The following is a 26,513-nucleotide window of genomic DNA, read 5'->3' as shown; positions in this document are numbered from 1 at the left end:
GTAGGAGGCTGCTTCGCGCCCGTCCGAAATATCGAGGAGCGCATATGTCCCCTGTGAGTCGGCGTACTCTGTTGGGTGCCGCCGCGGCCGGCGCCGCCGGTGGTGCCACGGCCGGCGCCGGGCTGGTCGGCGCGGCACAGCTGGCCGCCGCCGCGCCGGCGGCCGCTGGAAGCCTTGACCAGGTCCGGCACGTCATCATTTTCATGCAGGAGAACCGGTCGTTCGATCACTACTTCGGCATGTTGCGTGGCGTGCGCGGGTTCGGCGACACGAGCGCGCTGCGGTTCCCCTCCGGCTCGGACGTGTGGCACCAGAAGCGCCTGCTCGGATCCGTGCTGCTGCCGTGGCGCCTCGACACGACCAGGACGGACGCGCAGCGCATCAGCGACCTGGACCACTCGTGGTCGGGCACGCACAGCGCGTGGAACAGCGGGAAGTACGACAACTGGATCCCGGCCAAGACCGACAAGACGATGGGGTACTACACCCGCGCCGACATCCCGTGGCAGTACGCGCTCGCCGACGCGTTCACGGTGTGCGACCAGTACTTCTGCTCCGTGCAGGGCCCGACGAACCCGAACCGGCTGTACCAGTGGACCGGCTGGATCGACCCGAACGGCACCGCCGGCGGGCCGGTGACCGACAACAGCGAGAAGGGCTACAGCTGGACCACCTATCCGGAGCGGCTGCAGGCGGCCGGGGTCAGCTGGAAGGTGTACCAGGAGCAGGACAACTACGACGACAACCCGCTCGCGTGGTTCAACCAGTTCAAGAGCGCCGCGCACGACTCGCCGCTTTGGACCCGCGGCATGGTCCGGGCCGCCTCGGCTCTCGGCGCGTTCACCGCCGATCTCAACGCGGGCACGCTGCCGCAGGTCTCGTGGATCGTCGCGCCGGCGTCGCGGTCGGAGCACCCGTCGTACCCGCCGGCATATGGCGCGGACTTCGTCGGCGGCTTCCTGTCCGCGCTGGCCGCGCACCCGGACGTGTGGGCGGGCACGGTCATGTTCCTGAACTTCGACGAGAACGACGGCTTCTTCGACCACGTCGCCCCGCCGGTCCCCCCGGCCGGCACGCCCGACGAGTTCGTCGGCGGCAAGCCGATCGGCCTCGGCCCGCGCGTGCCGATGACCGTCATCTCGCCGTGGAGCACCGGCGGCCGGGTCTGCTCGGAGGTGTTCGACCACACGTCGCCGATCCGCTTCGTCGAGCAGTGGACCGGCGTGCGCGAGCCGAACATCTCCGCCTGGCGCCGCGCGGTCTGCGGCGACCTCACCTCGGCGCTGCGCTTCTCCTCGCCCGTCACCACGTTCCCCGCCCTGCCCGACACCAGGGCCCTGGTCGCCGCGTGCGACGGCCAGGACGGCCTGCCGAACGCGACCGCCCCGTCGAGCTCGACGATGCCGGCCCCGGAGTCCGGCGACCGCCCGGCGAACGCGATCGGCTACCGCTTCACCACGACGTCGTGGACCGACACCACCACGAACCGCTTCTGGTTCAAGGTCGTCAATAACGGCACCCTGGGCGCCGGCTTCACCGCGTACACGGTGAACTACCGCACCTACCAGGCCTGGAACTACACCTGCCCCACCGCCGGCAGCGCGTCGGACTACTTCAGCGCCCTGACGTACGGCGGCGGCCCCTACGACATCGACCTGCACGGCCCGGACGGCTACCTGCGCGGCTTCACCGGCGACGTGCGCACCTGGACCAACACGTCGAAGGCCCACCCCGAGGCGTCGGTGGCCGACAACGGCCGGCTGGGCCTGACCCTGACCCTGACGAACCAGGGCACGGCGCCGGCAACCTTCACGATCGGCCGCAACGTCGCCACCGGCGCGTCGGGCGGCTCGACGTCGACGGCCACGGTCGCGCCCGGCGGCACGTGGACCGGCACCCTGACCGCGACGCCGGCCGGCCACTACGACTACACGGTGACCGCCAACGTCGGCGACGGCTTCGGCCGCCGCTTCGCCGGTCGCCTGTACGCCTGAGACCACTCCTCGGCCGCACACCTGTCGCCGCTCGGGCGGGGTGTGCGGCCGTGCGGTCGCAGCAGGCGTGTCAGCCCGGCTGGGGGCCGCGTCGCCGTCGGGTCCACAGCCAGCCGCGGGCCAGGAGCAGCACCACGACGACCGCGCCGAGCACCAACCACCCGACCGATCCGGATTGCCGATCGCCTGAGGTCGGCACGGCCGCCGGAGCGGGGGAGGTGGCAGCCGGGTCCGGGCTGGCCGGTTCGGCGGAACGCGGGCTCGCGGACGGTGCGGCGCTGGTGGGCGCGGGCGCCGCGGAGCGCGACGGTGCGAGCGAACGCGACGGCGAGGGGGAGCCGTGCGGTGTCCGCACGCCCGCGGAGACGGCGGCGCTGAACGTCGTGACCGCCAGGCCCGTGCCGCCGACCCAGGGCTCGAAGCCGGCCTGGATGCTGGTCAGGTACCACGCGGTGGTGACCTTGCTCCGTGTCCTGACGTCGTCGACGAAGTCCATGACGTCGAAGCTCCACTTGGTCATCGGCGACCTGGCGACGTACGACACGACGTCGCTCGAGCCGTTGAAGCCGGACCAAACGTCCCAGACGCGGCCACCGATGGTCGCGGACGCGACCCGGGAACCGACGGGGTGGATCGGGCCGCGCTTGGCGAACCAGATCATGAGCTCCTGCCGGTTGGTGCCGTGCGTGTTCGGGGCCGGGTCGAGCCAGACGTCGTAGGACACGTTGTAGACGCCACTGTCCGGGTACGCGAAGCCGGCGCTGCTGGTCGCGCTGCGGATTCCGGAGAGCCGCATCGGCAGGTTGGTGCCGGGCGAGCAGGCGTCGTAGTGGCAGCCGAGGTACATCGCCGTGTAGGCGGCCGGCGCGCCGTTGGTCGCCTTGTGGTGCTCCGCCGTGATCGCGAACCCGGTGCTCGTCACGTTGATGCACTGGGGGGTGTCGGCGCCCCAACGGTTGTTCATGACGACGTAGCGGTTCTGGATGGTGGTCGAGCCGTACTTGTCGCAGATCTGGGTGTTCGCCTGCGCGGTGCCGCCACCGACGGCGGCGAGCGAGGCAGCGAGCATCAGGCCGGCGGCCGTCAGCAGGCGGAGTGGGCGTTTCATGGGGCTCCTCGGTACCGGGACGCGCCGTGGGAGCGCTCCCGACCGGGAGGTTATGCCACGTTAGGGCCGGTGATGCGGGAAAGATGCGATTTCGTTGTATTGCGGGCGCGGTCAGGACTGCGCGGTCGCGATCGGTCGTTGTTCCGCCGCCGCGTCTCCTTGCGCCAGTGCGCCGCGTGCTATGGGCCGGGCCAGTGGCGGCTGCCGAGCGCGATGAGCCTCAGCTGGCGCTCCGCCAGGTCCAGCACGTCGGACTCGGCCGCGCGGTCGCCGGCCGGGACCTCGAGGAGTGCGGCGGCCGTCAGGACCATGTGGTTGACGATGAGCTCGGCCAGCATCCGCAGGTCCTGCGGCTGCCAGCGGTCCAGCCGGGCCTCGTGGGGCAGCCGCTGCGTGAGCAGGTCGGTCGCCAGGTCGGCGGCCGAGAGGTCGAGCTGCTCGCGGATCGCTTGCCGGACCGCGGCGACCCCGCCGTGGCGCTCGCGCGCGATGAACCGGAAATGCTCGCGCCGCTCGTGCAGCTGCGACAGCAGCACCTCCAGGGAGCGCCCGATGACGGCGTCGCTGTCGGCGATGCCGTCGCGGACGGTGCGTACCGCCACGCGCAGCCCGCCCAGGCACTGCTCGACCAGCGCTACGCCCAGGCTCGCGACGTCGGGAAAATGCCGGTAGAACGCCGTCGGGACGATGCCCACCTCGCGCGTGATCTCGCGCAGGCCGAGGCTGTCCAGGCTGCGCTCCTCGAGCAGGCGCAGCGCGGTGTCGAGCAGCGCCTGGCGCGTCTGCGCCTTCTGCTCCTGGCGGGTATGGGCCACGTCACTCAGTAAACACCTGTGCACCGAACTGGTGTGTCCCTAGTCTGCAAGTGAGTGCACAACTGTCCACTGAAAAGAGGCTGTCAATGGCCATGCTGGTCGGTGCGGTGCTCGTCGCCCTGCTCGTTGTCGGGCCGGCGGCGCTGACCGGGCAACCGGTGCTCATGGTCCTCGGCGTCGTTTCGGCCGCAGCGGTACTGATCATCGCCCGCCGCTGGCCCCCGCGCCGTCTCCGCGACCGATGAGAGGGTTGTCCACAATGGACCCGAAGGTGACCGCACACGGCGAAACCCGGCAAGCACACGGCGCGCGGCACGATAGCGCAGGACGGTCGCGGACCGATCCGATCGCCGGCGACGCCGACCCGGCGAACCCCGGGCGCGAGCCGGCAGACACCGGTCCCGAGCGGACAACCGCCGGGCGGCGGCGGCCGGACGATCGGATCGTTGCGTCGCTCGCACTCGGCGTAGCGGGGTTGTTCCTCTTCAACGTCGTGTTCGGGCCGCTCGCGATCGTGCTCGGATTGTGGTCGCTGCGTCGGCCCGCCGTCACCGGGCGTGGCCGCGCATTCGCCGGGCTCGGTGTCGTGCTTGGCCTCGCCGATCTCGTGATCCTCGCGGTGCTCGTCATCGGCGGCGCGCACGGCGGAAACCTGCTGCACGTCACCGCGGCGTGAGCTCGTCAGGCCGGTCGGCGGGACGGGTGCCAGCACGACGGCCCGCGCGGGACCCCGAGGGGGTGGGCCCCGTGCGGGCCGTCGTTCGTGGTGCAGGAGCTGGGTCAGTGGCAGTGGATCACCGGGTCAGCACGCTGCGTCGGCGCCGGGGACGTTGACCGCGGTCCAGGCCCGCTGCACCGCCTTGTACTCGGGGCTGCACTTGCCGTACAGGTCGGCGGCGGCCGACAGGGTGTAGGCGCGGGCGGTGTTGCCGGGGCTGGCGTTGTTGACGTACGAGGTGCTGGAGGTGAAGTAGACGTCGAGCGCCCGGTACCAGATCTGCTGCGCCTTGTCGCGGCCGATGCCCGTCACGCCGGAGGCGTTGCCGCAGACGGGGGAGGTGCCGTACTTCGTCTTGCCGGTGCCCTCGGCGAGGTCGAAGAAGAAGTGGTTGGCCACGCCCGAGGAGTAGTGGACGTCGACGTCCTTCGTGGTCGCGGACCAGCAGCCGTGGGAGACGCCGTCCAGCGACGGGTTGTACATGTATCGCAACGGGGTGCCGTTGCCGTTGAGGTCCAGGCGCTCGGCGATCTCGTAGTCGCCGGGGTCGTTCGGGTTCGCGGCCCAGAACTCGACCATGGTGCCGAAGATGTCGCTCGTCGCCTCGTTGAGGCCGCCGGACTCGCCGGAATATGTCAGGTCATCCGGGACGCTGAACTGCGTGACGCCGTGCGTCATCTCGTGTGCGGCGACGTCGATCTCGACGAGCGGGTGCGCGTTGCCCCGGCCGTCGCCGTAGTTCATCTGCTTGCCGTCCCAGAAGGCGTTCTCGAGCTGGTCGCCGACGTGGACCCGCGACACGACGCCGCGGCCGTTGTTCGCCACGCCCTTGCGGCCGAAGAACTTCAGGTAGTAGTCGTACGTCAGCTGAGCGCCGTACGCGGCGTCGACGGCGGCGGTCTGCGGGTCGTCGGCCTTGCCGTTACCCCACGTGTTGTCGGCGTCGGTGAGCTGCGTGCAGCCGCCGTTGTCGGCGTGCTTCATGTCGCAGACCGAGGCGCGCCCGCGGGTGGTGTCGATGAGGCGGTACTGGTTGCCGAACTTCTGCGTCTCGAGCGTGACCTTGCCGCTGTACAGGCCGTTGCCGGTGCCGGCGATCGTCTCGATCTCGTCCCACTGGCCGATCACGGCTCCGGAGCGCGCGTCCGTGAGCACGTGCAGTCGCGAAGGCGTGCGGCCGTCCTTGGCGACGCCGACGACTACGTCCTCCCAGGCGAGCCGGCCGGTGCCGGTCGAGGCGTCGACGAGCAGCTTCTGGCCCTGCACCATCGTGATCCGGCCTCCGAACTGCGCCTTCGCCTTGGCCGAGGCTTCCTGCGCCGACACCTTCGGCACGATGTCGAGCTTGAGCGGCTCGGCAAGGCCGTTCGAGCTGCCCTTGTACTCCCCGGTGGCGCTCACGTGGACGATCACGTCCCCGCCGTACACCGGTAACCCGTGGTATGTGCGCGTGTACCGGACGTGGCGCGACCCGTCGGGGTCCGGCCGGTACGCGAAATAGGCAAACTTGTCATCGGGCGCTGCCTTGACGTCACCGAGGTGCGCATCGAGCGCGGTGCGCACCGGCGCGGCGGCCGGCGGCTCCTCCTCGGGGGTCGCCGAAGCGGCCACCTCGACGGTGTCCGGCTCGGCGCTCTGGCTTGCGTCCGCCGCCGCACGATCGGCGGCCTTCGGGGCGTTGTCGCAACCGGCCAGGGCAATCGCCGTGACCGAGATGGCGACGAGTGCACGTCGAACGTTTGACATGGACCATAGGTACGCGGCGCGCACGCGGCAGGTTCGGACCGTGACGGAGCCTGGCACGAAGCCGGTAGTCGAGTGGAGCATCCCCTCCGCAACCGCCACGATGCGTGAAGTCACGCCGCGATCCGGAAATTCGCCGCGAGTGGAGTCCCGCACCTGAAAGTGGGGCGCACAGGGCAACGCGGGCAAGCGCAACCCCGGAAATGGCGAAGGCCGGTCACCCGCCAACGCGGGTGACCGGCCTGTAGCCAGGGGCTGACTGTCTTGGGCTCGAAGCTGTCCCGGCCACACAGACGGCGGGCATGTGGTGCCGTTCACCGAGCCGCGAACCGAGGTCCGGGCTCAGGCCGGCCTGGCGTCAACGAGTTGCAGGCCCCTGAAGTCGGGGCGGGCACCCAAGGTCACGCCTGGCAACCGGGAGTTCGAGCCGAGGCGCGGACCAAAGGCCGCGCCCGGCGGGGTCAGGGCAGTTGTCAGCTGGAGGCGGTGCCGAGGCCGGCCTCGCCGCCGTGGTACTCGGTGCCCTCGGCGAAGGCGGCGTCGAAGCGCTGCTGCAGGGCGTCGAGCTCACCGAACTCGGCCTGGTGCGCGTGCTCGCTGCCCTCGGCGGCGAAGACGTGGTCGTCCTCGGTCGCGTCGTGCGAGTAGTTGGTGTAGTCGTCCGACTCGTAGTGCACGGCCGGGGCCTGGTCGTACTCGACGTGGTGGCCCTGCGAGAAGTCGGTGGACTCGGCGGCGTGGTGGTCGTTCTCGTACACGCCGTACTGGTTGTTGTAGTCGGCCTCCGAGCCCTGCGCCTGGTGCAGCTGGTCGAGAGCGTCGTGCTCCTGGCCCGCCTCGTAGTGGCCGTAGTCCACGTCGTTGCCGCCGTCGTACGAGCCGGTGTCGATGTCGCTCATGGTCGTCCCCCTGGACTTGGAAGTGGTGTTGTTGCCCCGTTGACATCAACGTTACGGGCGGCGACGCTGCGTCGAATCCCCGAAACGTGCCACCGCGGGCAGGGTGCGGCGGACCGCAATGCGGACCTGTTCCTCCAGGTCGGGCCGCGACTGGAGCATCGGGAAGGCGTCGGTCAGGTCGATCATGACATCGAGGATGATCTCGTCTTCGAGGGCCGCCGGGTCGTCGGGGCCGACCTTCGAGCGGGCGCCGGCCACGCGCGGCGGGTTGACCAGCGTGGCGGCCAGGCGGGCGACGTCGGCCGGCGGGATGTGCGGGTCCCACGGCCGGGCCTCGGCGAAGCGCGCCTCGTCGAACTCCGGGATCTTGCGCTTGACGATCGGGCGGTCGAGCAGGGGGAGGCGGGCGTCGGGGCGCAGTACGACACCCTCGGCAAGGTTCTCGGGGAGCGATGGGAGACCGTGCGCGGCGGGCACCCGCGAGGCGAACCGGACGGGCACGGCGTCGACGACCGGGCGCGGGCCGCGGGCCAGCAGCGGAACGACGTCGACGCCTCCGCCGGCGGCGATCTCGGCCACGTCGGCGTAGGCGCCGACGACGCCGGTCCCGCTCGGCGAAGGCGAGAAGAGCACGTCGAACAGGGCGAAGCGGATGTCCGGGGAGTACCAGATGCCGGTCTGTACCGGGCTTGCGCCCGGGACGGGGGAGATCGACGGGTGCGGATAGTGGCCGCCGTACAGCTCTCCGTAGAGGCGGACGGCGGCGGCGTCGCCGTGTGCGAGGGCGGTACGGGCCGTGCGCAGGAGGGCGCCGCGCAGTAGCTGCCAGCCGAAGAACGTCTCGCCGTCGCGCAGCCACGCCTTGCGCTTGCCCACGCGCAGGGTGTGGCCGTCGTACGCGACGACGAGCTGCGCGCCGTGGATCTTCTCGGTGGCGATCCACGGGCCGGCGGACGAGGCGTTGGACAGCGTGGCGGGGATCTTCGGGTACGGCACGTGCTCCACCGGCCCATTTTCGGGCTCGGGTCGTGTCAACGCGCGGGGGTCTACGGGGACTCTGTGTGGTGTGCCGACGTTCGAGGAGTACATCGCGGCGCGCGGGCAGGCCCTCGTGCGCTTCGCCGCGCTGCTCACCGGCGACGACCACCGCGCCGAGGACCTGGTGCAGGAGGCGCTGGCCAAGGCGTACCTGCGCTGGTCGAGGATCCGCCGCACGGACGACCCCGACGTCTACCTGCGTCGGCTCGTGCTCAACGCGTCGCGGTCGTGGTGGCGGCGGCGGGCCAACCGGGAGCTGCCGGCGCCGATGGACGTCGACGTCGCAGGGCCGCGGGAGCTGGACGCGGAGGCGGCCGAGCGCGACGCGCTGTGGCGGCTGATCCGCGCGCTGCCCGACCAGCAACGCGCCGTGGTCGTCCTGCGCTACTACGAGGACCTCGACGACGCGACCATCGCGCGCATCCTGGACTGCTCCGCCGTCACGGTCCGTACGCACGCCATGCGCGCGTTGCACCGCCTGCGCGGTGACTACACGGAAAAGGTGAACACATGACGCTCCGCGCGCGAGTCGCGGCGAGCCGCAGGCGTTGCCAACACCGCCAGACGGCCGATCGGCCCAGCGCCCGCCGAACGGAAGAGGTGAACACGTGACCGACCTCGAGAGCCGGGTGAGCGCCACCCTGACCGAGCGCGCCGACCGCACGCTCGCGGTCGATGGGCTGCACGACAAGGCCGTCCGCACTGCGCGGGGGATTCGCCGCCGGAGACTGTTCGGTACCGCTGCCGCAGCGATCGTCGCCGCCGGAGCGCTGCTGCTCGGGCTCACCGCCGGCGGGGCCGCGACGACGTCGTTGCCGCTCGAGACGGCGGCGCCGCCCGGTGGCGTCGGCAGCGACCCGGCGCTGCTGCACTTCGACATCGACATGTCCCGCATACCGCCACGCCTGCGCGAGCGGGTCGTGGCGATGGAGTGGGTGTCGGGCAAGGGGTACGAGAAGGTCACCGGCGTCGGGCGCGACGACCAGCTGGTGTTCATGATCGCGCTGACCACCGAGACCGACCGCGCCAGGGAGTGGGTGGCGGGCCTCGACGGCGGCGACACCCGGGCCATGGAGTGGGGCTCCAGCGACACCGGCTCGGCCGGGGTCGTGGCGACGCGGTGGGACGACCGCGACCTGTTCTGGGACGTGATCCGGGCGGTGCGGGTGGATCGGGTGCAACGCTGCGTGATGCCGCTGCGGCTCGCCGAGCTGCCCGAGGGCGCGTCGTGGTCGGAGTGTCAGACGCGGCTGCGCTACGGCGGGCCGGCCGGATCGCCCGTCTGGATCTACTCGGGGCTGACGATCACGCGGGCCGACGGGAAGATCGTCTTCATCTGGGCCGATGGCCGGTCGATGGCCAGCCCCTCGTTCCACGCGGACCGGGCGGTGGGCGGTTACCCGGCGCAGTGGCTCAGCGGCAACGAGCAGTTCAAGAACGGCCTGTGGATGCCGGCGTTCGGGCCTTACCAGCTGTACGTCACCGACTTCGAAGCGGCGCCGGTGGACTGGTTCACCGCGGAGGTCGCGCAGTGGTACGCCGCGCGCCTGACCCCGAGCACGAACCTGAGGGATCCGTCCTCGTGGCCAAGACGCGCGGTGGGCTGACGATGCAGCAACGGTTGCGAACGACGACGTGAGCCGGGCAAGCGCACCGAAACAGGAGAACTACGCGAAGTCGGGCACCGCGTCTCGAGCGTCGGGGACGCGGTCCTTCGGCTCCTCCCACTGCTCCTGGCGCCCGAGCGCCGTCAGGTCGAGCAGCGCGTAGGCGCCGCCGAAGTCGGTGCCGCGGGCGTACGTCGAGTAGGTGTGGTAGATCTCGTCACCCTCGGTGAGGAAGCAGCTGAAGCCGGGCAGCTCCGGCGAGGGGACCACGGGCAGTGAGCGGTAGTTGTACACCGGCTGCTTCACCGACTCGTCGAAGGAGACGTCGAAGTCGAAGTTGAAGTCGTCGCCGAACGAGGAGTACCACGGCACGTCCCAGCCGCGGCGCTCCTTGTAGCCGGCGATCTTGTCGTAGGGCGCGCGCGACACCAGCGCGAACGTGGTGCGACGGGCGGCGAGGTGACGCAGCAGCGCCGGGGCGATCTCGTCGATCGACGCCGAGCAGCTCGGGCAGGCGTCGTCCCAGCTCGGGTCGAACATCACGTGCTGCACGATCAGCTGCGGCCGGCCTTCGAACAGGTCGGCCAGGCTCGCCTCGCCGGACGGGCCCTGGAACCGGTACGGCTTGTCGATCTTCACCATCGGTAGCCGGCGCCGGTCCGCGTTGATGCGGTCCAGCCGCCGCCGTGCCTCCTTTTCCTCCTCCAGCAGCGTGCGCCGCGCGGTGAGCCACTCGTTGCGGCTGACGATCTCCGGCAGTGCCATGGCCTTCCGGCCTCCTCGTGGTCGTGGTGGAAGTGCTCCTTCTCTATTACGACCGACGGGTACCCGGATTCCGGACGCTTTGCGCCGAACTTTTTCAGGCGGCGCCCTGCAGCCGGCGGACCAGGTCGACGTAGCGGCGCTGGGCGTCCTCGGGCGCGGTGCCGGCCAGGCCCTTCCACGCGTCATGCTTGGCCCGGCCGACCAGGTCGAACACGCCGGGCCGGCCCCCGCTCACATCGCCCTGCGTGCCCTGCTTGTACAGGGCGTAGAGCTGCAGCAGCACGTCGTTGCCGGGGCGCTGCGCCAGCTGTTTGACATCGACCTGGGCCTGCTCGAACTCATCGGTGACCGACATGCGACCCAGCCTATCGGTCACCGTTCGTCGAGGCGGCGCAACGCAACGCCACGCGGCTTTTCTACCGCGATTCGTTCCCCGGTGAAGTGCTCAACGTGGTCAGGGCGCGACGCAGCGCAGTTGCCCGGGCCGCCGGGGTGTGGGCCTTGAGCAGGGGCAGGAACAGGGCGTACTGGCCGCCGCGGCCGAGCGCCGCGAACGCCGACGCCGCCGCCGGGTCGCCGGCCAGGGCCGCGGCCAGCTCGGGTGGGGTCGAGGCGGTGCGCTGCGGTGCGTACGCCGCCGCCCAGCGGCCGTCGGCCCGGGCGGCCGCGATCTGTGCCGAGCCCGCCGGGCGCATCCGGCCCGCGGCGGTCAGAGCCTCGGCGCGTTCGACGTTGACCAGGGACCAGGGGCTGCCGGGGCGGCGAGGCGAGTACCGCTGCAGGAACGAAACGTCGTCAAGAGCACGTCGCTGGCTGTCGATCCAGCCGTGACAGATGGCGACGTCCCCGGCCTGCGCCGCGGTCAGGCCCGGACGGCCACGCTTGGTCACGACCAGCCACGCTTCGGTGACCGAGCCGCCGTGCGCCGCGAGCCACGCGTCCCACTCATCGACGTCCGCGAAGACCAGCCGGCCGTCCTGCGAGGAGGTGATGGTCATGCCGAGGCCGCCGTCTCGACGTAGTGGGGGTTGTACATGATGCCGAGCAGGTTGCCGAAGGGGTCGACGACCGTCGCGGTCACGAAGCCGTGCCCGCGGTCCTGGGCCGGCTCGTGCTGCGTTGCGCCCAGGGAGAGCAACCGAGCGAGCGTGCCGTGCACGTCGTCGACGTGCCAGTAGAGGACCGCGCCGACCGGGCCGGTCGCAACGTCCGACGGGCGGAACCGGGCGTCGATCAGGCCCAGCTCGGCCTGGTGGTCGCCCAGGCGCCACTCGGCGTAGCCGTCGCGCAGGAAGTAGGGCTCCACGCCGGTCACCTGCGTGTACCAGTCGCGGGCGGCGGTCCAGTCGGCGGCGAAGTAGTTGACGGTGGCCATGCCTCGAAGCGTCATGCCAACCACGCTAGGAGGCGTTGCGGAACATCACGTTCCTAAACTCGAGGAATGTTGGAAACCTCGGTCAGGGTGCTGCGCTTGCTCTCCGTGCTGCAGCAGCGACGCGAATGGGCGGGCGACGAGCTGGCCGAGCGGCTCGACGTCACGACACGGACCGTGCGCAACGACGTGGACCGGCTGCGACGGCTCGGGTACCGCATCGAAGCCACGACCGGGCCGGGCGGCGGGTATCGGCTCGGGCCCGGCAACGCCCTCCCGCCGCTGGTGCTCGACGACGACGAGGCCGTCGCGGTCGCGGTCGGGCTGCGCGCGGCGGCCGCCGGCAGTGTCGCGGGGATCGAGGACGCGTCGCTGCGGGCGCTGACCAAGCTCGAGCGCACCCTGCCGGGGCGGCTGCGGCCCCGCGTCGACGCGCTGAAGTCGGCGACGGTGTCCGCGGCCGGCGGCGGGCCCGCCGTCGACCTCGACACGCTGACCCGCATCGCGTCGGCGGCGCACGGGCACGAGCGGTTGCGGTTCGCGTACGCGGCGCACGGCGGCGAGGAGAGCGTCCGCGACGTCGAGCCGCACACCCTGGTGTACACGGGGCGCCGCTGGTACCTGCTGGCGTGGGACACCGACCGTCGCGACTGGCGCACGTTCCGCGCGGACCGGATCCGGCCGCTGCCGAGGCCGGACCGCAGCGAGGCGCCGATGCGCTTCGTGCCGCGGGAACCACCCGGCGGTGACGCAGCCGCGCACGTCCTGCAAGGCGTCACCGCGGCGCCGTTCCGCTACCGGGTGCGGGTGCGATTCGCGGCGCCGGCGGCGGTGATCGCCGAGCGCAGCACGCCGACGTCGGGGCGGATCACCGACCTCGGCGACGACGGGTGCGAGCTGGCGACCGGGACCGACTCGCTGTACGACCTGGTCACGTATCTGGGCAAGTTCGAGGTGCCGTTCACCGTGCTGGACCCGCCGGAGTTGCGGGACTTCCTGCGGGATCTTGCGCAGCGTTACATGAACGCTACCGAGGGGTCCGGTCCGTCGGCCGGAACGCCGGGCCGTGACCGGGGACGATGACGTCGGCGACGGCGAGCACCCGGGCGCGGCCGGCGTGCAGGGCGTCGAGGTCGGTGGCGAAGGGGTCGCCCTCCGAGTCGCTGGACCACCACAGGTGGGTGAAGGCGACCACGCCGCCGGGGGTGCCGACGAGGGTCGTGATGTCCTCGGGGGTGTGGCCCGGGGTACGGATGAGGCGGATGGACGGCGTGAGCTCCCAGCCCTCCGCGTCACGGTCGGTCCACAGGTCGCCCTCGTAGATCGCCCAGTGGTCGTGAAAACGCGCGCCGGGGAAGAGGGCGGCGTTCAGCGTGTGGTCCGGGTGGTGGTGGCTGAACACGACGTCGGTGACCGCCTCGGGCGCGACGCCCTGCTCGCGCAGCGGGCCGAGGATGAGCTCGCGGTCGCGGACCATGCCGGGGTCGGTGACGAGCACGACGTCGCCGTCGCGGACGAGCGCGACGGTGCTGGCGACGTTGTCGCCGACGTAGCCGGCGTGCAGCAGGTGGTAGGTCGCGGTGCGCTCGCGGGGCTGATCGCTCATCCTCCTGTTGTACGCCATGCTTCGTAGACTGCATCCCCATGCGGGGACGATTCGACAACCTTCGCCGTATCGAGCGGCTCGATCCGGCGCGCGACTACGAGGAGATCCATCGGCTCACGCTGTTCCACGACTTCCCGTGGGACATGCGGCTGGCCTTCAACCTGGCGTTCAACCGCTCGTTCGCGCTGCCGCGGGTGGCCCGGCTGCTCGTGGGGACCGGCGAGATCGTGCGCGAGCCGCGCAAGCGCGCCGACGACACCGGGATCATCATGTTCGAGATCCTGCGGGGCGGCCTGGAGACGCCCCGCGGCCGGGTGGCGCTGCGGCGGCTCAACGAGGCCCATCGCCGCTTCGAGCTCGACAACGGCGACAGCACCTACGTCCTCGCCGCGCTGGTGGTCATCCCCATGCGTTTCCTGCGACGGTACGGCTGGAGGGCCCCCAGCCCGCACGAGCGCGAGGCCGCCGCGGTGTACTACCGGGAGGTCGGCCGGCGGATGGGCGTGCGCGACATCCCGTCCGGCTACGCCGCGTTGGCCGAGTTCTTCGACGCCTACGAACGCGAGCACCTCGTGCACACCCCGGAGGCGGAGCGGATCGAGCGCGTGACCCGCGACCTGCTGCGCGGGCGCATCCCGGGCCCGTTGCGCGGCGCCGCGGACGCGCTCATCGGCGCGCTGTACGACGAGCCGCTGCGCACCGCGTACGCCGTGCCGCGCCCGCCGCTGTGGGCGCGCGCCGGCGTGCATCTGGCCCTGCGCGCCCGGGCCGTGGTCCTGCGGTGCTCCCGCCCCCGCCGCGAGCCGCTGTTCGCGGACGGCATCAAGGCCAAGTCCTACCCGCAGGGCTACGACCTGGAGTCAGTCGGGACGCGGTAGCGAACGCAGTCGGGCCATCTGCACGTGGCTCAGGTCGTACGCCCGCCGCAGGTGCCGCGTGATCACCTCGAGCTCGGCCTCGGTGTGCTCGTCGAGCAGCGCCTCCCAGTCCCGGCCCAGCTCGTCCCAGACCGCGGTGACCCGGGCCAGCCGCGCGGGAACGGGCGCGACCAGCACGCGCCGGCGATCCGAGGCGTCCGGGGTGCGGGTCACGTAGCCGCCGCGCTCGAGCCGGTCGACCAGCCGCGTCGCCGAGCCGGTGGTCAGCCCGGTCAGGACGGCGAGCTGCTTGACCGTCAGCGGCCCCGGCTCGGCGGTCAGCAGGCTCAGCGCCTGCACGTCCGTCGGATGCAGACCCAGATGGTCGGCGATGGCCTGGTTGAACAGGACGTACGCCGCGTTGTACCGGCGCGAGGCGAGCGCCAGCTCCTCGTACGACCGCGCACGAGCACCGTCGGCGTCTGTCACCCGGATCACACTCCAAATCGCTGCACGACGCAGCTAATCTACTGCGTGACGCAGCAATCGTACCCCTTGGAGGAACCATGATCACCATTGCCGTAGCCGGGGCCACCGGCGCCCAGGGCGGTGCCGCCGCCCGGGCACTCCTTGCTGCAGGCCATCCCGTGCGCGCCCTGACCCGCGACCCCGCCGGCCCGGCCGCCGCCGCGCTGCGCGACCTCGGTGCCGACGTGCGCCGCGCCGACTTCGACGACCAAGCGTCGCTCGACGCTGCCCTCGCCGGCGCGGGCGGGCTGTTCGCCGTCACCACGCCCTTCGGCACCGATCTGGCCGCGGAGGTACGCCAGGGTCGCGCCCTCATCGACGCAGCGTCCGCCGCCGGCGTCGGCCACGTCGTGCTCACCTCGGCCGCGCACGCCGACCGCGGCACCGGCGTGCCGCACTACGAGAGCAAGCACCTCGTCGAGCGGCACCTGCGCGCCTCCGGCGTGCCGTGGACCGTGATCGCACCGGCGGCGTTCATGGACAACTACGCCGGCGGCTGGACCCTGGAGGGCCTGCGCCAGGGCGTCTTCGCCTGGCCGATGCCGGCGGACCGCCCGCTCACGCTCATCCCCGCCGCCGACATCGGCGCCTTCGCCGCCCTGGCCCTGCGCGAGCCCGGCCGCTTCGCCGGCCGGCGCATCGACATCGCCTCCGACGAGCGGACCCCGGCCGAGATGGCGCACATCCTCGGCGAGGCCGTCGGCCGGCCGATCGGGCACCGCGAGGTCCCGCTCGAGTACGTGCGCGAGCGCTCGGCGGACCTGGCGGCGATGTTCGCGTACTTCAACACGTCCGGCCTCGACGTCGACGTCGCCGCCCTGCGCCGCGAGCACCCCGAGGTCGGCTGGCACACGTTCGCCGAGTGGGCCGCCGCGCAGGACTGGCCCGCGCTGGTTCAGCCGACCGGCCGATCCACCCGGTAGACGTGGTGCCGGCGGTCGTCGATCGGGTTGTCCGGCTCGATCTCGCCGCTGGCCACGCGCACCATCCCGGCCTTCTCCAGCGCCCGCCACGACGGCACGTTGTCCGCGTGCACGGGAACGATCACGCACTCCACGTCGGCGAACTGCGCCCAGATCTCCGCCAGCGCCGAGCTGATCATCGCCGGCCCGAGCCCCCGCCCGGTGTTGCCCAGGTCGCCGATGAGGTAATCGATCGACATGGCCCGCGGCGGTACCTCGGTCAGCGGCGTCAGGTCGTTGAGGTACTCGGGATAGTCGTGCAGGAACGAGCGCTGCAGCAGCCCGATCGGCGCCCCGTCGAGGGAGGCGATGAGGTCCTCGCTCGGCTCCTCGCGCCGCAGCGACGGCCCGAAGTCCCGCGCCACCGCCTCCGGCGACGTCTCGTGGTTCCACCACCGGGCCACGTGCGGCTCGGCCAGCCACTTCCCCAGCAGCGCGAAGTCGTCCTCGGTGACGTGCCGCCAGCTCATCATGCGCAGACGGTAACCCCGCCCTCGCCGGCGGTCCACGCGTTTACCTCGTCCGTGGACCCGGTCGGGGCGTCCGGGTCGAGGGCAGCCTCGACCGCGGCCGCCTCGAGGCCGCGGAGCAGGGCTTCGGCGTCGGCGGGGCCGAGGACGTGGGTGTCGAGGAAGATCGTCGCCTGCGTTCCGCCCGGCACCTCGTCGAGGTGGACGATCAGCGGCTCGAACGGCACGTCCTGCCGCGTGGTCCAGCGGAACTCGCCGGCGCCCGCGGCCGCCCGCACCTCGGCCGCGGTGGGTGCCTGCGACGGCTCGGCGCCCGCCGCGGTCGGGTCGTCGCGGCGGTCGTTGAAGTAGCAGGGCAGCTGCAACCCGGGGCGGTCGGCGGCGACCCGGTCCAGCAGGGCGTCCATGGTGGCCGGGTCGTAGTAGGCGTGCTTGTAGGTGCCCAGCGCCGAGCGGCGGGCCCGGTCGAACGCCTCGACGAACGTGATGCCGGCGACGTCGAGGCGGCACAGGCCGTACTGCGCGAGCATGCACACGACCCGGTCGAGGCCGGGGCGGAAGCGGTTGTTCACCATCGGGCGGATCACCGCCGGGCCCTGGCCCGTCACGCGGGTCAGGGCCACCGCGAACAGCGCGAGGGCGATCGTGGTGGAGGCGATCCCGGTGCGGGCCGCGAGCGAGCGCAGCGCCAGGCTGAGGGCGGGGGAGCGGAACTCGCCGCGCCAGTGCCGCGGCTCGGGGAGATCGGCCGGCTCGGCGTACCGTCGCAGCGGCATCTCGCGCAGGATCGACTCCCAGTGGCGCAGCGCCATCGCGTTCTGCCGCGCGCCGGGCGGCGTGGCCTGCCAGCGGGCCTGCTCCAGCGGCTGCATGCCGGGCACGGGCCCGTCCGGGCGCTTGTCGAGCTCCTCGAGCAGCACCAGGGCGCCCAACCCGTCGGTGACGAGGTGGCACATGACCACGATGAGGTGTGTGAGCTCGCCGCCGCGGCGGACGGCGGCCATCCGGATCGGCCAGTCCCGCTCGAAGTCGTAGGGCGCGTCCTGCAGGCGCAGCCGCAGCCGCTCGGCCAGCTCGGCGGGGTCGGCGTCGCCGGCGTCGAAGATCTCGAGGTCGATCTCGCCGGCCGCGGACACCACCTGGCGCGGGGTGCCGTCGGGGGCGAACCGCAGCCGGGTGCGGGCGGTGGGGAAGCGGCTCATGAGGTACCGCAGACGATCCACGACATCGTCCAGCGTCGTGCCCGGCGGGAGCGGGCCCCAGGCCCCGTTCGGCAGCCACGACTCCTGCCGCACCATCGCCCGCCAGATGTCCTGCTGCCCCCACGACAGCTCACCCTCGCCGGCCCCGTCCCCGGCGAACGCGACCGCAACCAGCTCTGCCTCCACCATGGCCCGCATGCTAGGCCCCAGCCGATCTTGACCACATCGGCGTGCCGACCGATTTTCTTCCAGTGCATCTATCCTCGGGACCCGTGACGGGGGACTGGATCGACGACAACCGCATCTCCTACGACACCGTCGCGGAGGCGTACGCCGAGCAGGTCCGCGACGCCCTCGCCGGGCAGCCGCACCTCCTGGCCGCGCTCGCCGTGTTCGCCGAGGCGGTCCGCGCGGGCGGCGGCGGGCCGGTCGCCGACATGGGCTGCGGGCCCGGCCACGTCACCGCGCACCTGCGCGGCCTCGGCGTCGACGCGTTCGGCGTCGACGTGTCCCCGGCGATGGTCGGCGTCGCGCGCCGCGACCACCCTGGCCTGCGCTTCGAGGCCGGCTCGATGACCGACCCGCAACTCGCCGGCGCACCGCTGGGCGGGCTGCTCTCCTGGTGGTCGCTGGTCAACGTCCCCGACGACGCGGTGCCGGGCATCCTCGCCGGCTTCGGGCGGCCGCTGCGGCCCGGCGCCCCGCTGCTGCTCGGCTTCCACGCCGGCGAGGGCGCGCGGCCCAAGACGGAGGGCTACGGCGGGCACCCGATGCAGATCCACGTGTACCGCCGCGTCCCCGAGCGGGTCGCGGGCTGGCTGCGCGGCGCCGGCTTCGCGGTCGAGGCGCAGTGGCTGCTCGACCCGGACGAGCAGCGGCCCAGCGCCGTGCTGTTCGCCCGGGCCGCTGCACCTCGCCCATGAGGTGTGCGCTCCGGTGCCGCCTAACCTGGGCGGTGTGACACCCACCTGGAACGGCATGACCCGGCGCGACGACTGGAGCGACTGGGCGTGCGAGGCCGGCGACCGGCTCGCCGACGCCGGCCGGGCGTGCGACTGGGTGGCGATGCTCAGGGTCCTCCAGCGGCACGACGAGTTCGTCAACTTCTGGCGCCCCGGCGGCACGGCCTGGTACGCGCCGCTGCATCACGCCGCGTACGGCGGCGCGCCGGTCGAGTTCGCCGAGCGGCTGATCCGGGGCGTGGCGCGGCCTGCGCACCGCGACCGGCGCCCGGCCCGTCGACATCGCGCTCGGCCGCGGCCACTGGCACCTGCTCGAGGTCCTGGAGCCGCCGCGCCGCGACGACGTGCCCGAGGCTGTGCTGGCCGCGATCCAGGAGCGCTTCCACGAGGTGATCCTGGGCCGCGCCGGCAGCCTCGTGCGGGAGCAGGCGCTGCGCCTGCCGGAGCTCGAGGTCCTGCTGGAGAGCGAGCAGGTCTGGTTCCCGGTGCCCGGGATGTACGGCGGCTTCAGCTTTCGCTTCGAGCCGGCGGGCGCCGACACGCGGCTCGTCTCCGACAGCTGGTCCCGGGTGGTCGGCGGCTCCGAGCAGCGCCACGTCGTCACCGCCACCCGGACCGAGCAGGTCGAGAGGTAGGCCGGCCCGCCCGGAACGGACGCCGGGCGGGCCGGCCGGCTCTCAGCTGCCCGACGCGTACAGCTGGCGGATCTCGTCGGCGGACAGCGCCCGGTCGTAGAGGTGCACCTGGTCGGCGGTGCCGTCCAGGTAGTCGACCGGGTTCCCGCCGAACCTGCCCCGGCCGATGACGGTGTGGCCGGTCGGGCCGGACTGCGGCAGGCAGGCGCTCGCAGTGCCGGCGAGCTCGCCGTCCACGTAGAGGCGCAGCTCGCCCTTGACGGTGTCGCGGACGCCGGCCAGGTGGTACCACTGGCCCGGGTTCGGCTTGACCGGCGCCAGCGCGCGCACGCCGGCGAAGCTCATCGCGAAGCGCTGGTCGGCGCCGGAGTACTGCAGGTAGAAGTCGCTGTTCGTGGGCCCGTCCTGGCTGACCACGGTCTGGAAGCCGCCGTCGGCGCGGTCCAGCTTCACCCACGCCGCCGCCGTGTAGTCCGACGCCGTGTCCAGCACCGGCGCGCCCGCGTCCAGGTAGCCGGTGGCGCCGTCGAACTGCACGCCGTCGCCGTTCTTGCCGGCCACGAACGCGGCGCCGCCGACCACGGTGGAGTCGTGGTCGCCGGCGGCGTCCTGCGCCGTGCCGTCCAGCGGGTAGAACGCGATGCCGGTGAGGCCCGGCGTGCCCGGCGAGGGCTGCGGCACGTTCGTCGCCGAGCCGTCGGCCTGCGCGATGATCTTCTTGTTGATCGCCTTGACCTGGTTGAGGTCCATCTTCGCGACCTGGCGGTCGTAGGTGTAGAAGCCGTTGAGCTCGGCCTCGACGTCGGTGATCTGGGTGTAGATCGAGGCGCTGATCCCGCACGCCTTCGCCGAGGTGATGACCGCCTCCTGGTTCTGCACGTACTTGCTGGTCAGCGTCGCCTCGTCGGGCTCCATCTCGTACGCCTGGCCGTCGCCGAACCACATGTGGTTGGACGTCTTGAGGCCGAAGCCGCCGTGCTCGCCGTCGATGGCGACCCGGTCGCCGGACGGCGACGGGGAGGCCGGCCCGAGGTACTGGTGGAAGTCGACCACGTCGCCGCGCCCGGCGTCGCCGTGGGAGTTGCAGCAGTTCACGCCGCTGTGCGCATCGACGAGCCGGGTCGGGTCCTGCGCCTTGACGTCGTCGGCGATGCGGCCGGTCGCGGCCCGGTCCCACTCGCCCCAGCCCTCGTTGAACGGCACCCACGCCACGATCGAGGTGAAGGAGCTGTGCTCGCGGACCATCTCGTGCAGCTCGGACTCGAACTGCCCGCGCCACTGCTCGGGGATCGGGCCGGTGTTCGCGGCCGGCATGTCCTGCCAGACCATGAGGCCGAGCTTGTCCGCCCAGTAGTACCAGCGGTCCGGCTCCACCTTGATGTGCTTGCGCACCGCGTTGAAGCCCATCGCCTTGTCCTGCTCGAGGTCGAACTTCAGGGCGTTGTCGGTCGGTGCGGTGTAGAGCCCGTCGGGCCAGAAGCCCTGGTCGAGGTTGGCCAGGTTGAACAGGATCCTGCCGTTGAGGGCGATGCGCAGCTTCCCGTCGGCGCCGCGCGCCGTGCCGATCTGGCGCATGCCGAAGTACGAGCCGACCGAGTCGACGGCCTTGTCGCCGCCGTCGAGCAGGGTGACCTGCAGGTCGTAGAGGAACGGCGAGTCCGGCGACCACAGCTTCGCGTTGGGCACCGGCACGCGCAGCTCGGTCCCGGCCGCGCCGGTCGCCGTGCCGACGACCTTGCTGCCGGCCTTGGCGACCGCCTTGACCCGCAGCCCGGCGCCGCCCGCGGCCGTCGCGCTCACCGACACCGCACCGCCGGCCACATCGGGGGTCGTCGTCAGACCCGAGATCGAGGCCGCGGGCACGGGCTCCATCCACACGGTACGCCAGATGCCGCTGCTGCCCTGGTAGAAGATCCCGTGGTCGGAGGTGCGCCGCTGCTTGCCGATCGGCTGGCCCGTCGCGTCGGTGAGGTCCTCGGCCCACACGATGAGCTCCTGCGGCCCGGTGCCGGCCAGCGCATCGGTGACGTCGGCGTCGAAGCCGTCGTACCCGCCGCGGTGCGTGGCGACGAGGGTGCCGTTGACGTACACCTTGGCGTCGTAGTCCACGGCGCCGAAGTGCAGCTGCAGCCGCTGGCCCGACCCCACGCCCCAGGTCTTCGGGACCGTGAACGTCCGGCGGTACCACATCCGGTCCTCGTGCCGCTGGATGCCCGACAGCGCCGACTCGATCGGGTAGGGCACCAGCACGCGCTCGTTCAGGCTCTGCCCGGCGGGGACGGCTTGCCCGGCGTCGGCGCGGGCGAACTCCCACACGCCGTTGAGGTTCTGCCACTTGTCCCGGGTCAGCTGCGGCCGCGGGTACTCCGGCAGCGCGTTGTCGGGCCCCACCTTCGACGTCCACTTGGTCGCCAGCGGCGGGATGCCCACGTGCCAGGCCGGCGCGTCGGCGGGCGGCGTCACCGCGGCCGCGCTCCCGGCCGGGCCGGCGAGCCCGACGAGCAGCGCCGCCGCGGCGGCAACGAGGGAGTGGCCAAGTCGTCTGTCCAGTCTTCGCATCGATGCATTCCCCTTCGGCGATGGCGGACCGTTGAAGTGCACTCATCTGAACAAATATGCTCAGCAAGCGTCAAGAGATGACTGTGAATCCCGCGCTGACCAACAGATTCGAACACCGGTCGAAAACCGTTATCCGGGTGCTCCGCCGCCGTCTCCTCGTCATGCGACTCTCTCGGGCGGCGCTCACCGGTGCGGGTGCGGCGCTCCTGCTGGTGGCGGCCGCGGTCATCACGTTCGCGCTGACCCGTTCGTCCGGATCCACCGCGCCGGCCTCGCAGCCCTCGGCGTGCTGCGACGCGTCGAGCGCCGGCAGTGGTGGGGCCGTTGCGGACAGTGGCGTCGGCAGGCTGAGCGCGGCCTCCCCGAGCGCATCCGCCTCACGTGCACCCAGCGTGCCGGCCGGGGCACGCACCGTCACCCTCGTCAACGCGCTCGGGCAGCGGATCTGGGCGGCCGCGACGCCGGACAAGGCGCACCCGCTCGCCGCCACCGGGTGGGTCATGGACCCGGGACAGAGCGTGACCGTGGTGGTGCCCAGCGGCTGGGGCGGGCGGTTCTGGGGCCGCACCGGATGCGAGTTCAACGCGGCCGGCACCGGGCACTGCCAGACCGGCGACTGCGGCGGCCGCTTCCAATGCACCGGCAGCGGCGCCACGCCCGCGACCCTCGCGGAGTTCACGCTCGCGGCGTGGGGCGGCATGGACTTCTACGACGTGAGCATGGTCGACGGGTCGAACCTGCCGATGTGGATCAACGTCGGGCACTCGACCGGCAAGGATCCGGTGTCAGCGAGTGGTTGCGTCGCTGCGGGCTGTACCAAGGCGGTCGACTGCCCGGAGGCGATGCGAACCGGCAACGGAGCGTGCAAGAACCCGTGCGCGGCGTTCGGCGGCGACACGTACTGCTGCCGCGGCGCCTGGGCCGGCCGCGAGCACTGCATCCCGGCGAAGTGGCCGGTCGACTACACGCAGGTGTTCAAGCGGGCCGAGCCGTACGCGTACTCGTATGCCTTCGACGACTCGGCCACGATGGCGTGCAAGGGAAACTGCAACTACCGGATCACGTTCGGCGTCAGCCCCTGAGCAGAACGCTCCGAGCTACCGCGACGTCCGCGGTGGTCCGGACCGTGACTCCCGGGCCACGCCAGGTCCGCGCGTAAAAAGGGCCGCCCGAGAACGGGCGGCCCGCAACGCGAGGAGTTCTCAGTCGGTCGGCGGGTCGGCGAGGGGCCAGCCGCCGGCGGCGAGTCGGGCGGAGACGCGCACGACGTCCTCCGGGGTCGCCTGCTGCAGTACCGCATCGTTGATCATGGCTTCGATGTCTTCGGTGGTGATGGGGTCCGCGGTGCGCTGGGACTGCTCCGCCAGGTCCCCGGCGATCTTGTGCACCTCCTCCTCGGTGAGCTTGCGGCGCAGCAGGCCGAGGAGGGCGACGTAGTCCTGGCGCGGCACCCCCGTGGGGTAGCCGGCGCGCAGCCAGTCGACGGTGCGGCTGAGGAAGTTGGAACGGGACTCGCCCACCGGGATCCCCCTACTTCTTGTCGACGATCGTCGGGTAGATGTGCTCGAAGCTCAGCGCCTTGCCGAAGCCGCTCGCCACGATGAACGTGATGCCCAGCGCCACGCCGAACAGCACGACGGCGAAGCAGAGCCAGCCGAGCACGGTGCCGATCGGCTGCGCCTTCGGGCCCGTCGTGCCGTCGGCGTGGACCTCGGCGTCGCCGCCGGCGCCCCAGGCCAGCGAGCGCACCCCGGCGGCGAAGAGCGTCGGCAGGCCCGCGCCCAGGACGAGGCCGACGAGCAGCACCCGCCACGCCGACTGCAGGGCGAATTGCAGGTTGTGGAGCATCAGCGGACCGCCTCGGCCAGCTCGGGAGTGGCGTCCCACTCGTCGTTGACGTTGTTGTGGTCGACCGGGGTCTTGCGGGAGCGCCGGTACATGTACGCGGCGAGGGCGAGCAGGATCAGGAAGACGACGACGGCGCCGGCGAGGCCGCCGACGAGGTGGCCGATCCACCACATGACGCCGCCGACGACGGCCGCGGCGGGCAGCGTGATGAGCCAGGCGAGGACCATGCGGCCGGCCACCGACCAGCGCACGATCGCGCCGGGCTTGCCCAGGCCGGTACCGAGGATGGAGCCCGTGGCCACGTGCGTCGTGGACAGGGCGAAGCCGAGGTGGCTGGAGACCAGGATGACCGCGGCCGAGGCGGACTCGGCGGCCATGCCCTGTGGCGGCGCGATCTCGACGAGGCCCTTGCCCAGCGTGCGGATGATCCGCCAGCCGCCGAGGTAGGTGCCCAGCGCGATCGCCAGGGCGCAGGCGGCCTTGACCCAGAACGGGATGTTCTTCGTGTCGGTCCAGTCGCCGGTCGCGATCAGCGCCAGGGTGATGACGCCCATCGTCTTCTGGGCGTCGTTGGTCCCGTGCGCGAGCGACACGAGCGACGCGGAGCCGATCTGGCCCCAGCGGAAGCCGTTGTCGGTGAACCGCTGCGCCACGCCGATCGTCACCTTGTAGATCAGCCAGGTGCCGGCGGCGGCGACCATGGCCGCGATGACGGGGGACATCACCGCGGGCAGCAGCACCTTGCCGACGAGGCCGTCGAGCTTCGTGCCGTTGCCGTTCCAGTTGACGCCGGCCCAGCCGAGGCCCGCGATCGTGGCGCCGACCAGGCCGCCGAAGAGCGCGTGCGACGAGCTCGACGGCAGGCCGAGCAGCCAGGTGAGCAGGTTCCAGACGATTCCGCCGACGAGGCCGGCCAGGACGATGAGCAGGAGGGCGAAGCCGCCGCCTTCGAGCAGTTCCGCCTTCGGTGTGCCGTTCGAGTTCTGGATCTTCACGACCGCGTTGGTCACCGTCAGCGCGACCTCGACCGAGAGGAACGCGCCGACGAGATTCAGGATGCCCGACAGCAACACGGCGACCTTGGGCCGCAGTGCGTTCGTCGCGATGGAGGTGGCCATCGCGTTGGCCGTGTCGTGGAAGCCGTTGGTGAAGTCGAACCCGAGGGCGGTCACGATCACCAGGACAAGCACGACCGTTGTTTCTGTCACGGGAGGATGGTCGCGCGTTGACGGTCATCACTCCAGTGCTGGGCCCCTCACTGGGAAGAATTTCTCATTGGGAAACCTTCTGTAGGCCTGCGTGTTGTCTGGTTCACAGACGGTGCCCAGCTCGGGGTAGAAATGGGGGATGTCGTACACCCCGCGGGAAGCCGTCGCCAGGACCGGGTTCAGCCTCGACACGCTGCGTTACTACGAGCGGATCGGCCTGCTCGACAGCGTCGATCGTAACGCCGGCGGGCAGCGGGTCTTCACCGACGACGACCTCGCGTGGCTGGGCATCCTGCGCTGCCTGCGCGACACCGGGATGCCGATCCAGCGCATGCTGCGCTACGCCGAGCTGGCCCGCGGCGGCGACGACACGTTCGCCGAGCGCGCCGAGCTGCTCGAGGAGCACGACCGGGAGCTCGAGGCGAAGATCGCCGCCCTGCGGGACGAGCAGGGCCGGATCCGGGAGAAGATCCGCTGGTACCGCGACAACGCCCCCGAGGACGGCGTTGACCTGGAGCGCGCTCCAGCCCCTAGCGTCGGGTGAATGATTGACACGATCCCGCTGGGGCGCACCGGCGAGCGGGTCAGCTCGCTGGCGCTCGGCTGCATGCTCATGGGCACCGCGACGGGCGAGGCCGAGTCGTTCGAGATCCTCGAGCGCTACCACGCCGACGGCGGCCGGTTCCTCGACACCGCCGACTGCTACGCCTGGTGGGTCCGCGACGGCGACACCGGCGGGGAGAGCGAGGCGCTGCTGGGGCGCTGGATGGCCCGCACCGGCCGGCGCGACGATGTGTTCCTCGCCACCAAGGGCGGCGCCTGGGTCGCCGACCCGGCCGCCGTGCGCGCCGGCCGGGCAGCAGCGGCCGAGCAGTACGCGGGCGCCGGCGCCGCGACGCTGCGCCACGCCCTGGACGGCAGCCTCCGCCGGCTCGGCGTCGAGCACGTCGACCTGTACTACGTGCACGTCGACGACCTGCGCACGCCACTGGAGGAGACCCTCGAGGCGCTCGCCGGCCTGGTCGCGGCGGGCAAGACGCGCCACATCGGCTGGTCCAACGTGCCGACCTGGCGACTGGAGCGCATCCGGCAGCTGTGCGCCCGCCACGGCTGGCCGGCGCCGGTCGCGCTGCAGCAGGAGCACTCCTACCTGCGCCGGCACCCGCGCTCCGACAAGTACGCGATCGTCGACGGCGAGCAGCTGCGGTACCTGCGCGCGCACGACGACCTGACCCTGGTGGCGTACTCCCCGATGCTCAAGGGCGCCTACGACGACCCGGAGAAGCGCCGCGCCCACGACGTGTTCCGCGCCTACGCCGGCGCCGACTCCGACGCCCGGCTGGCCGCGGCCGGCAAGCTCGCCGCGGAGCTGGGCGTGACCGCGAGCCAGGTGGCCCTGGCCTGGCTGCGGCAGCAGGACGACCCGCGCCGCGTCACGCTCGTCGGACCGCGCACGCTCGGGCAGTACGACTCCGCCGCCGCGTCGCTGGGCGTCGAGCTCACCCCGGACATGCTGGCCGAGCTGGACGCCGCCGGCGCCTGACCGATCCGGGCCGCTCACAGCGACGACTGTGATGTTGTGGGGTCGGCGAAACCACCGGCGAAAGTTCTGCGTGA

30 protein-coding genes are annotated in these 26,513 nt (G+C 72.0%); 13 read left to right on the top strand and 17 right to left on the bottom strand.

Annotation, left to right across the window (positions count from 1 at the left end):
• Window positions 1-44 precede the first annotated feature (44 nt).
• Window positions 45-1,994, top strand: coding sequence for a phosphocholine-specific phospholipase C (locus ABD901_RS44810; protein WP_345137495.1), 1,950 nt, complete (start codon window positions 45-47; stop codon window positions 1,992-1,994).
• 70 nt (window positions 1,995-2,064) lie between these two features.
• Here the strand turns inward: ABD901_RS44810 and ABD901_RS44805 are convergent, their stop codons facing one another.
• Together ABD901_RS44805 and ABD901_RS44800 are read right to left on the bottom strand one after the other, a co-directional pair.
• Entirely contained in the window at window positions 2,065-3,102 is a 1,038-nt protein-coding gene (locus tag ABD901_RS44805) for a GH12 family glycosyl hydrolase domain-containing protein (protein WP_345137492.1), read from the bottom strand.
• Between the two features lie 179 nt (window positions 3,103-3,281).
• Window positions 3,282-3,917 (bottom strand): TetR family transcriptional regulator, encoded by a 636-nt coding sequence (locus ABD901_RS44800; RefSeq protein ID WP_345137489.1) that lies wholly within the window; start codon window positions 3,915-3,917, stop codon window positions 3,282-3,284.
• 86 nt (window positions 3,918-4,003) lie between these two features.
• Here ABD901_RS44800 and ABD901_RS44795 point away from each other — a divergent pair, with 86 nt between their 5' ends.
• Together ABD901_RS44795 and ABD901_RS44790 are read left to right on the top strand one after the other, a co-directional pair.
• The gene (locus ABD901_RS44795) at window positions 4,004-4,162 is read left to right on the top strand and encodes a hypothetical protein (protein ID WP_345137487.1); all 159 of its coding nucleotides are present in this window, start codon (window positions 4,004-4,006) and stop codon (window positions 4,160-4,162) included.
• Between the two features lie 14 nt (window positions 4,163-4,176).
• Window positions 4,177-4,593, top strand: coding sequence for a DUF4190 domain-containing protein (locus tag ABD901_RS44790; protein WP_345137483.1), 417 nt, complete (start codon window positions 4,177-4,179; stop codon window positions 4,591-4,593).
• A 126-nt stretch (window positions 4,594-4,719) separates the two neighbouring features.
• On the opposite strand, the gene ABD901_RS44785 is transcribed toward ABD901_RS44790, so the two are convergent.
• From ABD901_RS44785 to ABD901_RS44775, 3 genes are all read right to left on the bottom strand, one after another.
• Complete coding sequence (locus ABD901_RS44785) at window positions 4,720-6,381, bottom strand: M4 family metallopeptidase (protein WP_345137480.1); 1,662 nt, start codon at window positions 6,379-6,381, stop codon at window positions 4,720-4,722.
• Between the two features lie 470 nt (window positions 6,382-6,851).
• Window positions 6,852-7,277: a hypothetical protein gene (locus tag ABD901_RS44780; protein WP_345137477.1), complete on the bottom strand. Its 426-nt coding sequence runs from the start codon at window positions 7,275-7,277 to the stop codon at window positions 6,852-6,854.
• A 51-nt stretch (window positions 7,278-7,328) separates the two neighbouring features.
• Window positions 7,329-8,282, bottom strand: a complete 954-nt coding sequence (locus ABD901_RS44775) for an RNA ligase family protein (RefSeq protein WP_345137476.1) — start codon at window positions 8,280-8,282, stop codon at window positions 7,329-7,331.
• 61 nt (window positions 8,283-8,343) lie between these two features.
• Between ABD901_RS44775 and ABD901_RS44770 the strand changes: the two genes are divergently transcribed.
• Entirely contained in the window at window positions 8,344-8,829 is a 486-nt protein-coding gene (locus ABD901_RS44770) for a SigE family RNA polymerase sigma factor (RefSeq protein WP_345137474.1), read from the top strand.
• 94 nt (window positions 8,830-8,923) lie between these two features.
• The gene (locus ABD901_RS44765) at window positions 8,924-9,922 is read left to right on the top strand and encodes a hypothetical protein (RefSeq protein WP_345137472.1); all 999 of its coding nucleotides are present in this window, start codon (window positions 8,924-8,926) and stop codon (window positions 9,920-9,922) included.
• 60 nt (window positions 9,923-9,982) lie between these two features.
• Here the strand turns inward: ABD901_RS44765 and ABD901_RS44760 are convergent, their stop codons facing one another.
• From ABD901_RS44760 to ABD901_RS44745, 4 genes are all read right to left on the bottom strand, one after another.
• Window positions 9,983-10,687, bottom strand: a complete 705-nt coding sequence (locus ABD901_RS44760; protein ID WP_345137470.1) for a DUF899 domain-containing protein — start codon at window positions 10,685-10,687, stop codon at window positions 9,983-9,985.
• A 94-nt stretch (window positions 10,688-10,781) separates the two neighbouring features.
• Window positions 10,782-11,042, bottom strand: a complete 261-nt coding sequence (locus ABD901_RS44755; RefSeq protein ID WP_345137468.1) for an acyl-CoA-binding protein — start codon at window positions 11,040-11,042, stop codon at window positions 10,782-10,784.
• 61 nt (window positions 11,043-11,103) lie between these two features.
• Complete coding sequence (locus tag ABD901_RS44750; protein ID WP_345137467.1) at window positions 11,104-11,685, bottom strand: YdeI/OmpD-associated family protein; 582 nt, start codon at window positions 11,683-11,685, stop codon at window positions 11,104-11,106.
• Window positions 11,682-12,077, bottom strand: coding sequence for a VOC family protein (locus ABD901_RS44745; RefSeq protein ID WP_345137466.1), 396 nt, complete (start codon window positions 12,075-12,077; stop codon window positions 11,682-11,684). The genes ABD901_RS44750 and ABD901_RS44745 overlap by 4 nt, the downstream gene beginning before the upstream one ends.
• A 51-nt stretch (window positions 12,078-12,128) precedes the next feature.
• Here ABD901_RS44745 and ABD901_RS44740 point away from each other — a divergent pair, with 51 nt between their 5' ends.
• Complete coding sequence (locus ABD901_RS44740; RefSeq protein ID WP_345137464.1) at window positions 12,129-13,142, top strand: helix-turn-helix transcriptional regulator; 1,014 nt, start codon at window positions 12,129-12,131, stop codon at window positions 13,140-13,142.
• Here the strand turns inward: ABD901_RS44740 and ABD901_RS44735 are convergent.
• A complete protein-coding gene (locus ABD901_RS44735) occupies window positions 13,087-13,665 on the bottom strand; it encodes an MBL fold metallo-hydrolase (RefSeq protein WP_345137462.1) in 579 nt (192 codons plus the stop codon). The two genes, ABD901_RS44740 and ABD901_RS44735, sit on opposite strands and share 56 nt — an antisense overlap.
• A gap of 38 nt (window positions 13,666-13,703) precedes the next feature.
• Between ABD901_RS44735 and ABD901_RS44730 the strand changes: the two genes are divergently transcribed.
• Entirely contained in the window at window positions 13,704-14,543 is an 840-nt protein-coding gene (locus ABD901_RS44730) for an oxygenase MpaB family protein (RefSeq protein WP_345137460.1), read from the top strand.
• Here ABD901_RS44730 and ABD901_RS44725 read toward each other — a convergent pair.
• Window positions 14,526-15,011, bottom strand: a complete 486-nt coding sequence (locus ABD901_RS44725; RefSeq protein WP_345137458.1) for a MarR family winged helix-turn-helix transcriptional regulator — start codon at window positions 15,009-15,011, stop codon at window positions 14,526-14,528. The genes ABD901_RS44730 and ABD901_RS44725 overlap by 18 nt on opposite strands.
• A 77-nt stretch (window positions 15,012-15,088) precedes the next feature.
• Between ABD901_RS44725 and ABD901_RS44720 the strand changes: the two genes are divergently transcribed.
• A complete protein-coding gene (locus tag ABD901_RS44720; protein ID WP_345137455.1) occupies window positions 15,089-15,973 on the top strand; it encodes an NmrA/HSCARG family protein in 885 nt (294 codons plus the stop codon).
• Here ABD901_RS44720 and ABD901_RS44715 read toward each other — a convergent pair.
• On the bottom strand, window positions 15,946-16,485 hold the full coding sequence (locus ABD901_RS44715) for a GNAT family N-acetyltransferase (RefSeq protein ID WP_345137453.1): 540 nt from the start codon (window positions 16,483-16,485) through the stop codon (window positions 15,946-15,948). The two genes, ABD901_RS44720 and ABD901_RS44715, sit on opposite strands and share 28 nt — an antisense overlap.
• Window positions 16,482-17,873, bottom strand: a complete 1,392-nt coding sequence (locus tag ABD901_RS44710) for a condensation domain-containing protein (protein WP_345137451.1) — start codon at window positions 17,871-17,873, stop codon at window positions 16,482-16,484. The genes ABD901_RS44715 and ABD901_RS44710 overlap by 4 nt, the downstream gene beginning before the upstream one ends.
• A gap of 83 nt (window positions 17,874-17,956) precedes the next feature.
• On the opposite strand from ABD901_RS44710, the gene ABD901_RS44705 reads away from it, so the two are divergent.
• Window positions 17,957-18,607: a class I SAM-dependent DNA methyltransferase gene (locus tag ABD901_RS44705; protein ID WP_345137449.1), complete on the top strand. Its 651-nt coding sequence runs from the start codon at window positions 17,957-17,959 to the stop codon at window positions 18,605-18,607.
• 383 nt (window positions 18,608-18,990) lie between these two features.
• Entirely contained in the window at window positions 18,991-19,281 is a 291-nt protein-coding gene (locus ABD901_RS44700; RefSeq protein WP_345137447.1) for a hypothetical protein, read from the top strand.
• A 42-nt stretch (window positions 19,282-19,323) separates the two neighbouring features.
• On the opposite strand, the gene ABD901_RS44695 is transcribed toward ABD901_RS44700, so the two are convergent.
• On the bottom strand, window positions 19,324-21,840 hold the full coding sequence (locus ABD901_RS44695) for a LamG-like jellyroll fold domain-containing protein (protein WP_345137445.1): 2,517 nt from the start codon (window positions 21,838-21,840) through the stop codon (window positions 19,324-19,326).
• Between the two features lie 161 nt (window positions 21,841-22,001).
• On the opposite strand from ABD901_RS44695, the gene ABD901_RS44690 reads away from it, so the two are divergent.
• Window positions 22,002-22,922: a thaumatin family protein gene (locus tag ABD901_RS44690; RefSeq protein WP_345137443.1), complete on the top strand. Its 921-nt coding sequence runs from the start codon at window positions 22,002-22,004 to the stop codon at window positions 22,920-22,922.
• A 120-nt stretch (window positions 22,923-23,042) separates the two neighbouring features.
• On the opposite strand, the gene ABD901_RS44685 is transcribed toward ABD901_RS44690, so the two are convergent.
• The 3 genes from ABD901_RS44685 to ABD901_RS44675 are packed head-to-tail and all read right to left on the bottom strand — an operon-like array spanning window position 23,043 to window position 24,896.
• On the bottom strand, window positions 23,043-23,360 hold the full coding sequence (locus ABD901_RS44685) for a DUF3349 domain-containing protein (protein ID WP_345137441.1): 318 nt from the start codon (window positions 23,358-23,360) through the stop codon (window positions 23,043-23,045).
• Window positions 23,361-23,370: 10 nt separating this feature from the next.
• Window positions 23,371-23,688 carry a hypothetical protein gene (locus ABD901_RS44680; protein ID WP_345137439.1) on the bottom strand — a complete coding sequence of 106 codons (318 nt, stop codon included), beginning with the start codon at window positions 23,686-23,688 and terminating at the stop codon, window positions 23,371-23,373.
• The gene (locus ABD901_RS44675; protein WP_345137437.1) at window positions 23,688-24,896 is read right to left on the bottom strand and encodes an inorganic phosphate transporter; all 1,209 of its coding nucleotides are present in this window, start codon (window positions 24,894-24,896) and stop codon (window positions 23,688-23,690) included. The genes ABD901_RS44680 and ABD901_RS44675 overlap by 1 nt, the downstream gene beginning before the upstream one ends.
• 139 nt (window positions 24,897-25,035) lie before the next feature.
• Here ABD901_RS44675 and ABD901_RS44670 point away from each other — a divergent pair, with 139 nt between their 5' ends.
• Window positions 25,036-25,440, top strand: coding sequence for a MerR family transcriptional regulator (locus ABD901_RS44670; protein WP_345137435.1), 405 nt, complete (start codon window positions 25,036-25,038; stop codon window positions 25,438-25,440).
• Window positions 25,441-26,439 (top strand): aldo/keto reductase, encoded by a 999-nt coding sequence (locus ABD901_RS44665; protein ID WP_345137433.1) that lies wholly within the window; start codon window positions 25,441-25,443, stop codon window positions 26,437-26,439.
• The last annotated feature ends 74 nt before the right edge of the window (window positions 26,440-26,513 follow it).

Source organism: Dactylosporangium darangshiense (genome assembly GCF_039537565.1).
Taxonomy (GTDB): Bacteria; Actinomycetota; Actinomycetes; order Mycobacteriales; family Micromonosporaceae; genus Dactylosporangium; species Dactylosporangium darangshiense.
The sequence above is the reverse complement of the archived record's forward strand: the minus strand, read 5'-3'. Positions and strand labels throughout refer to the sequence as shown.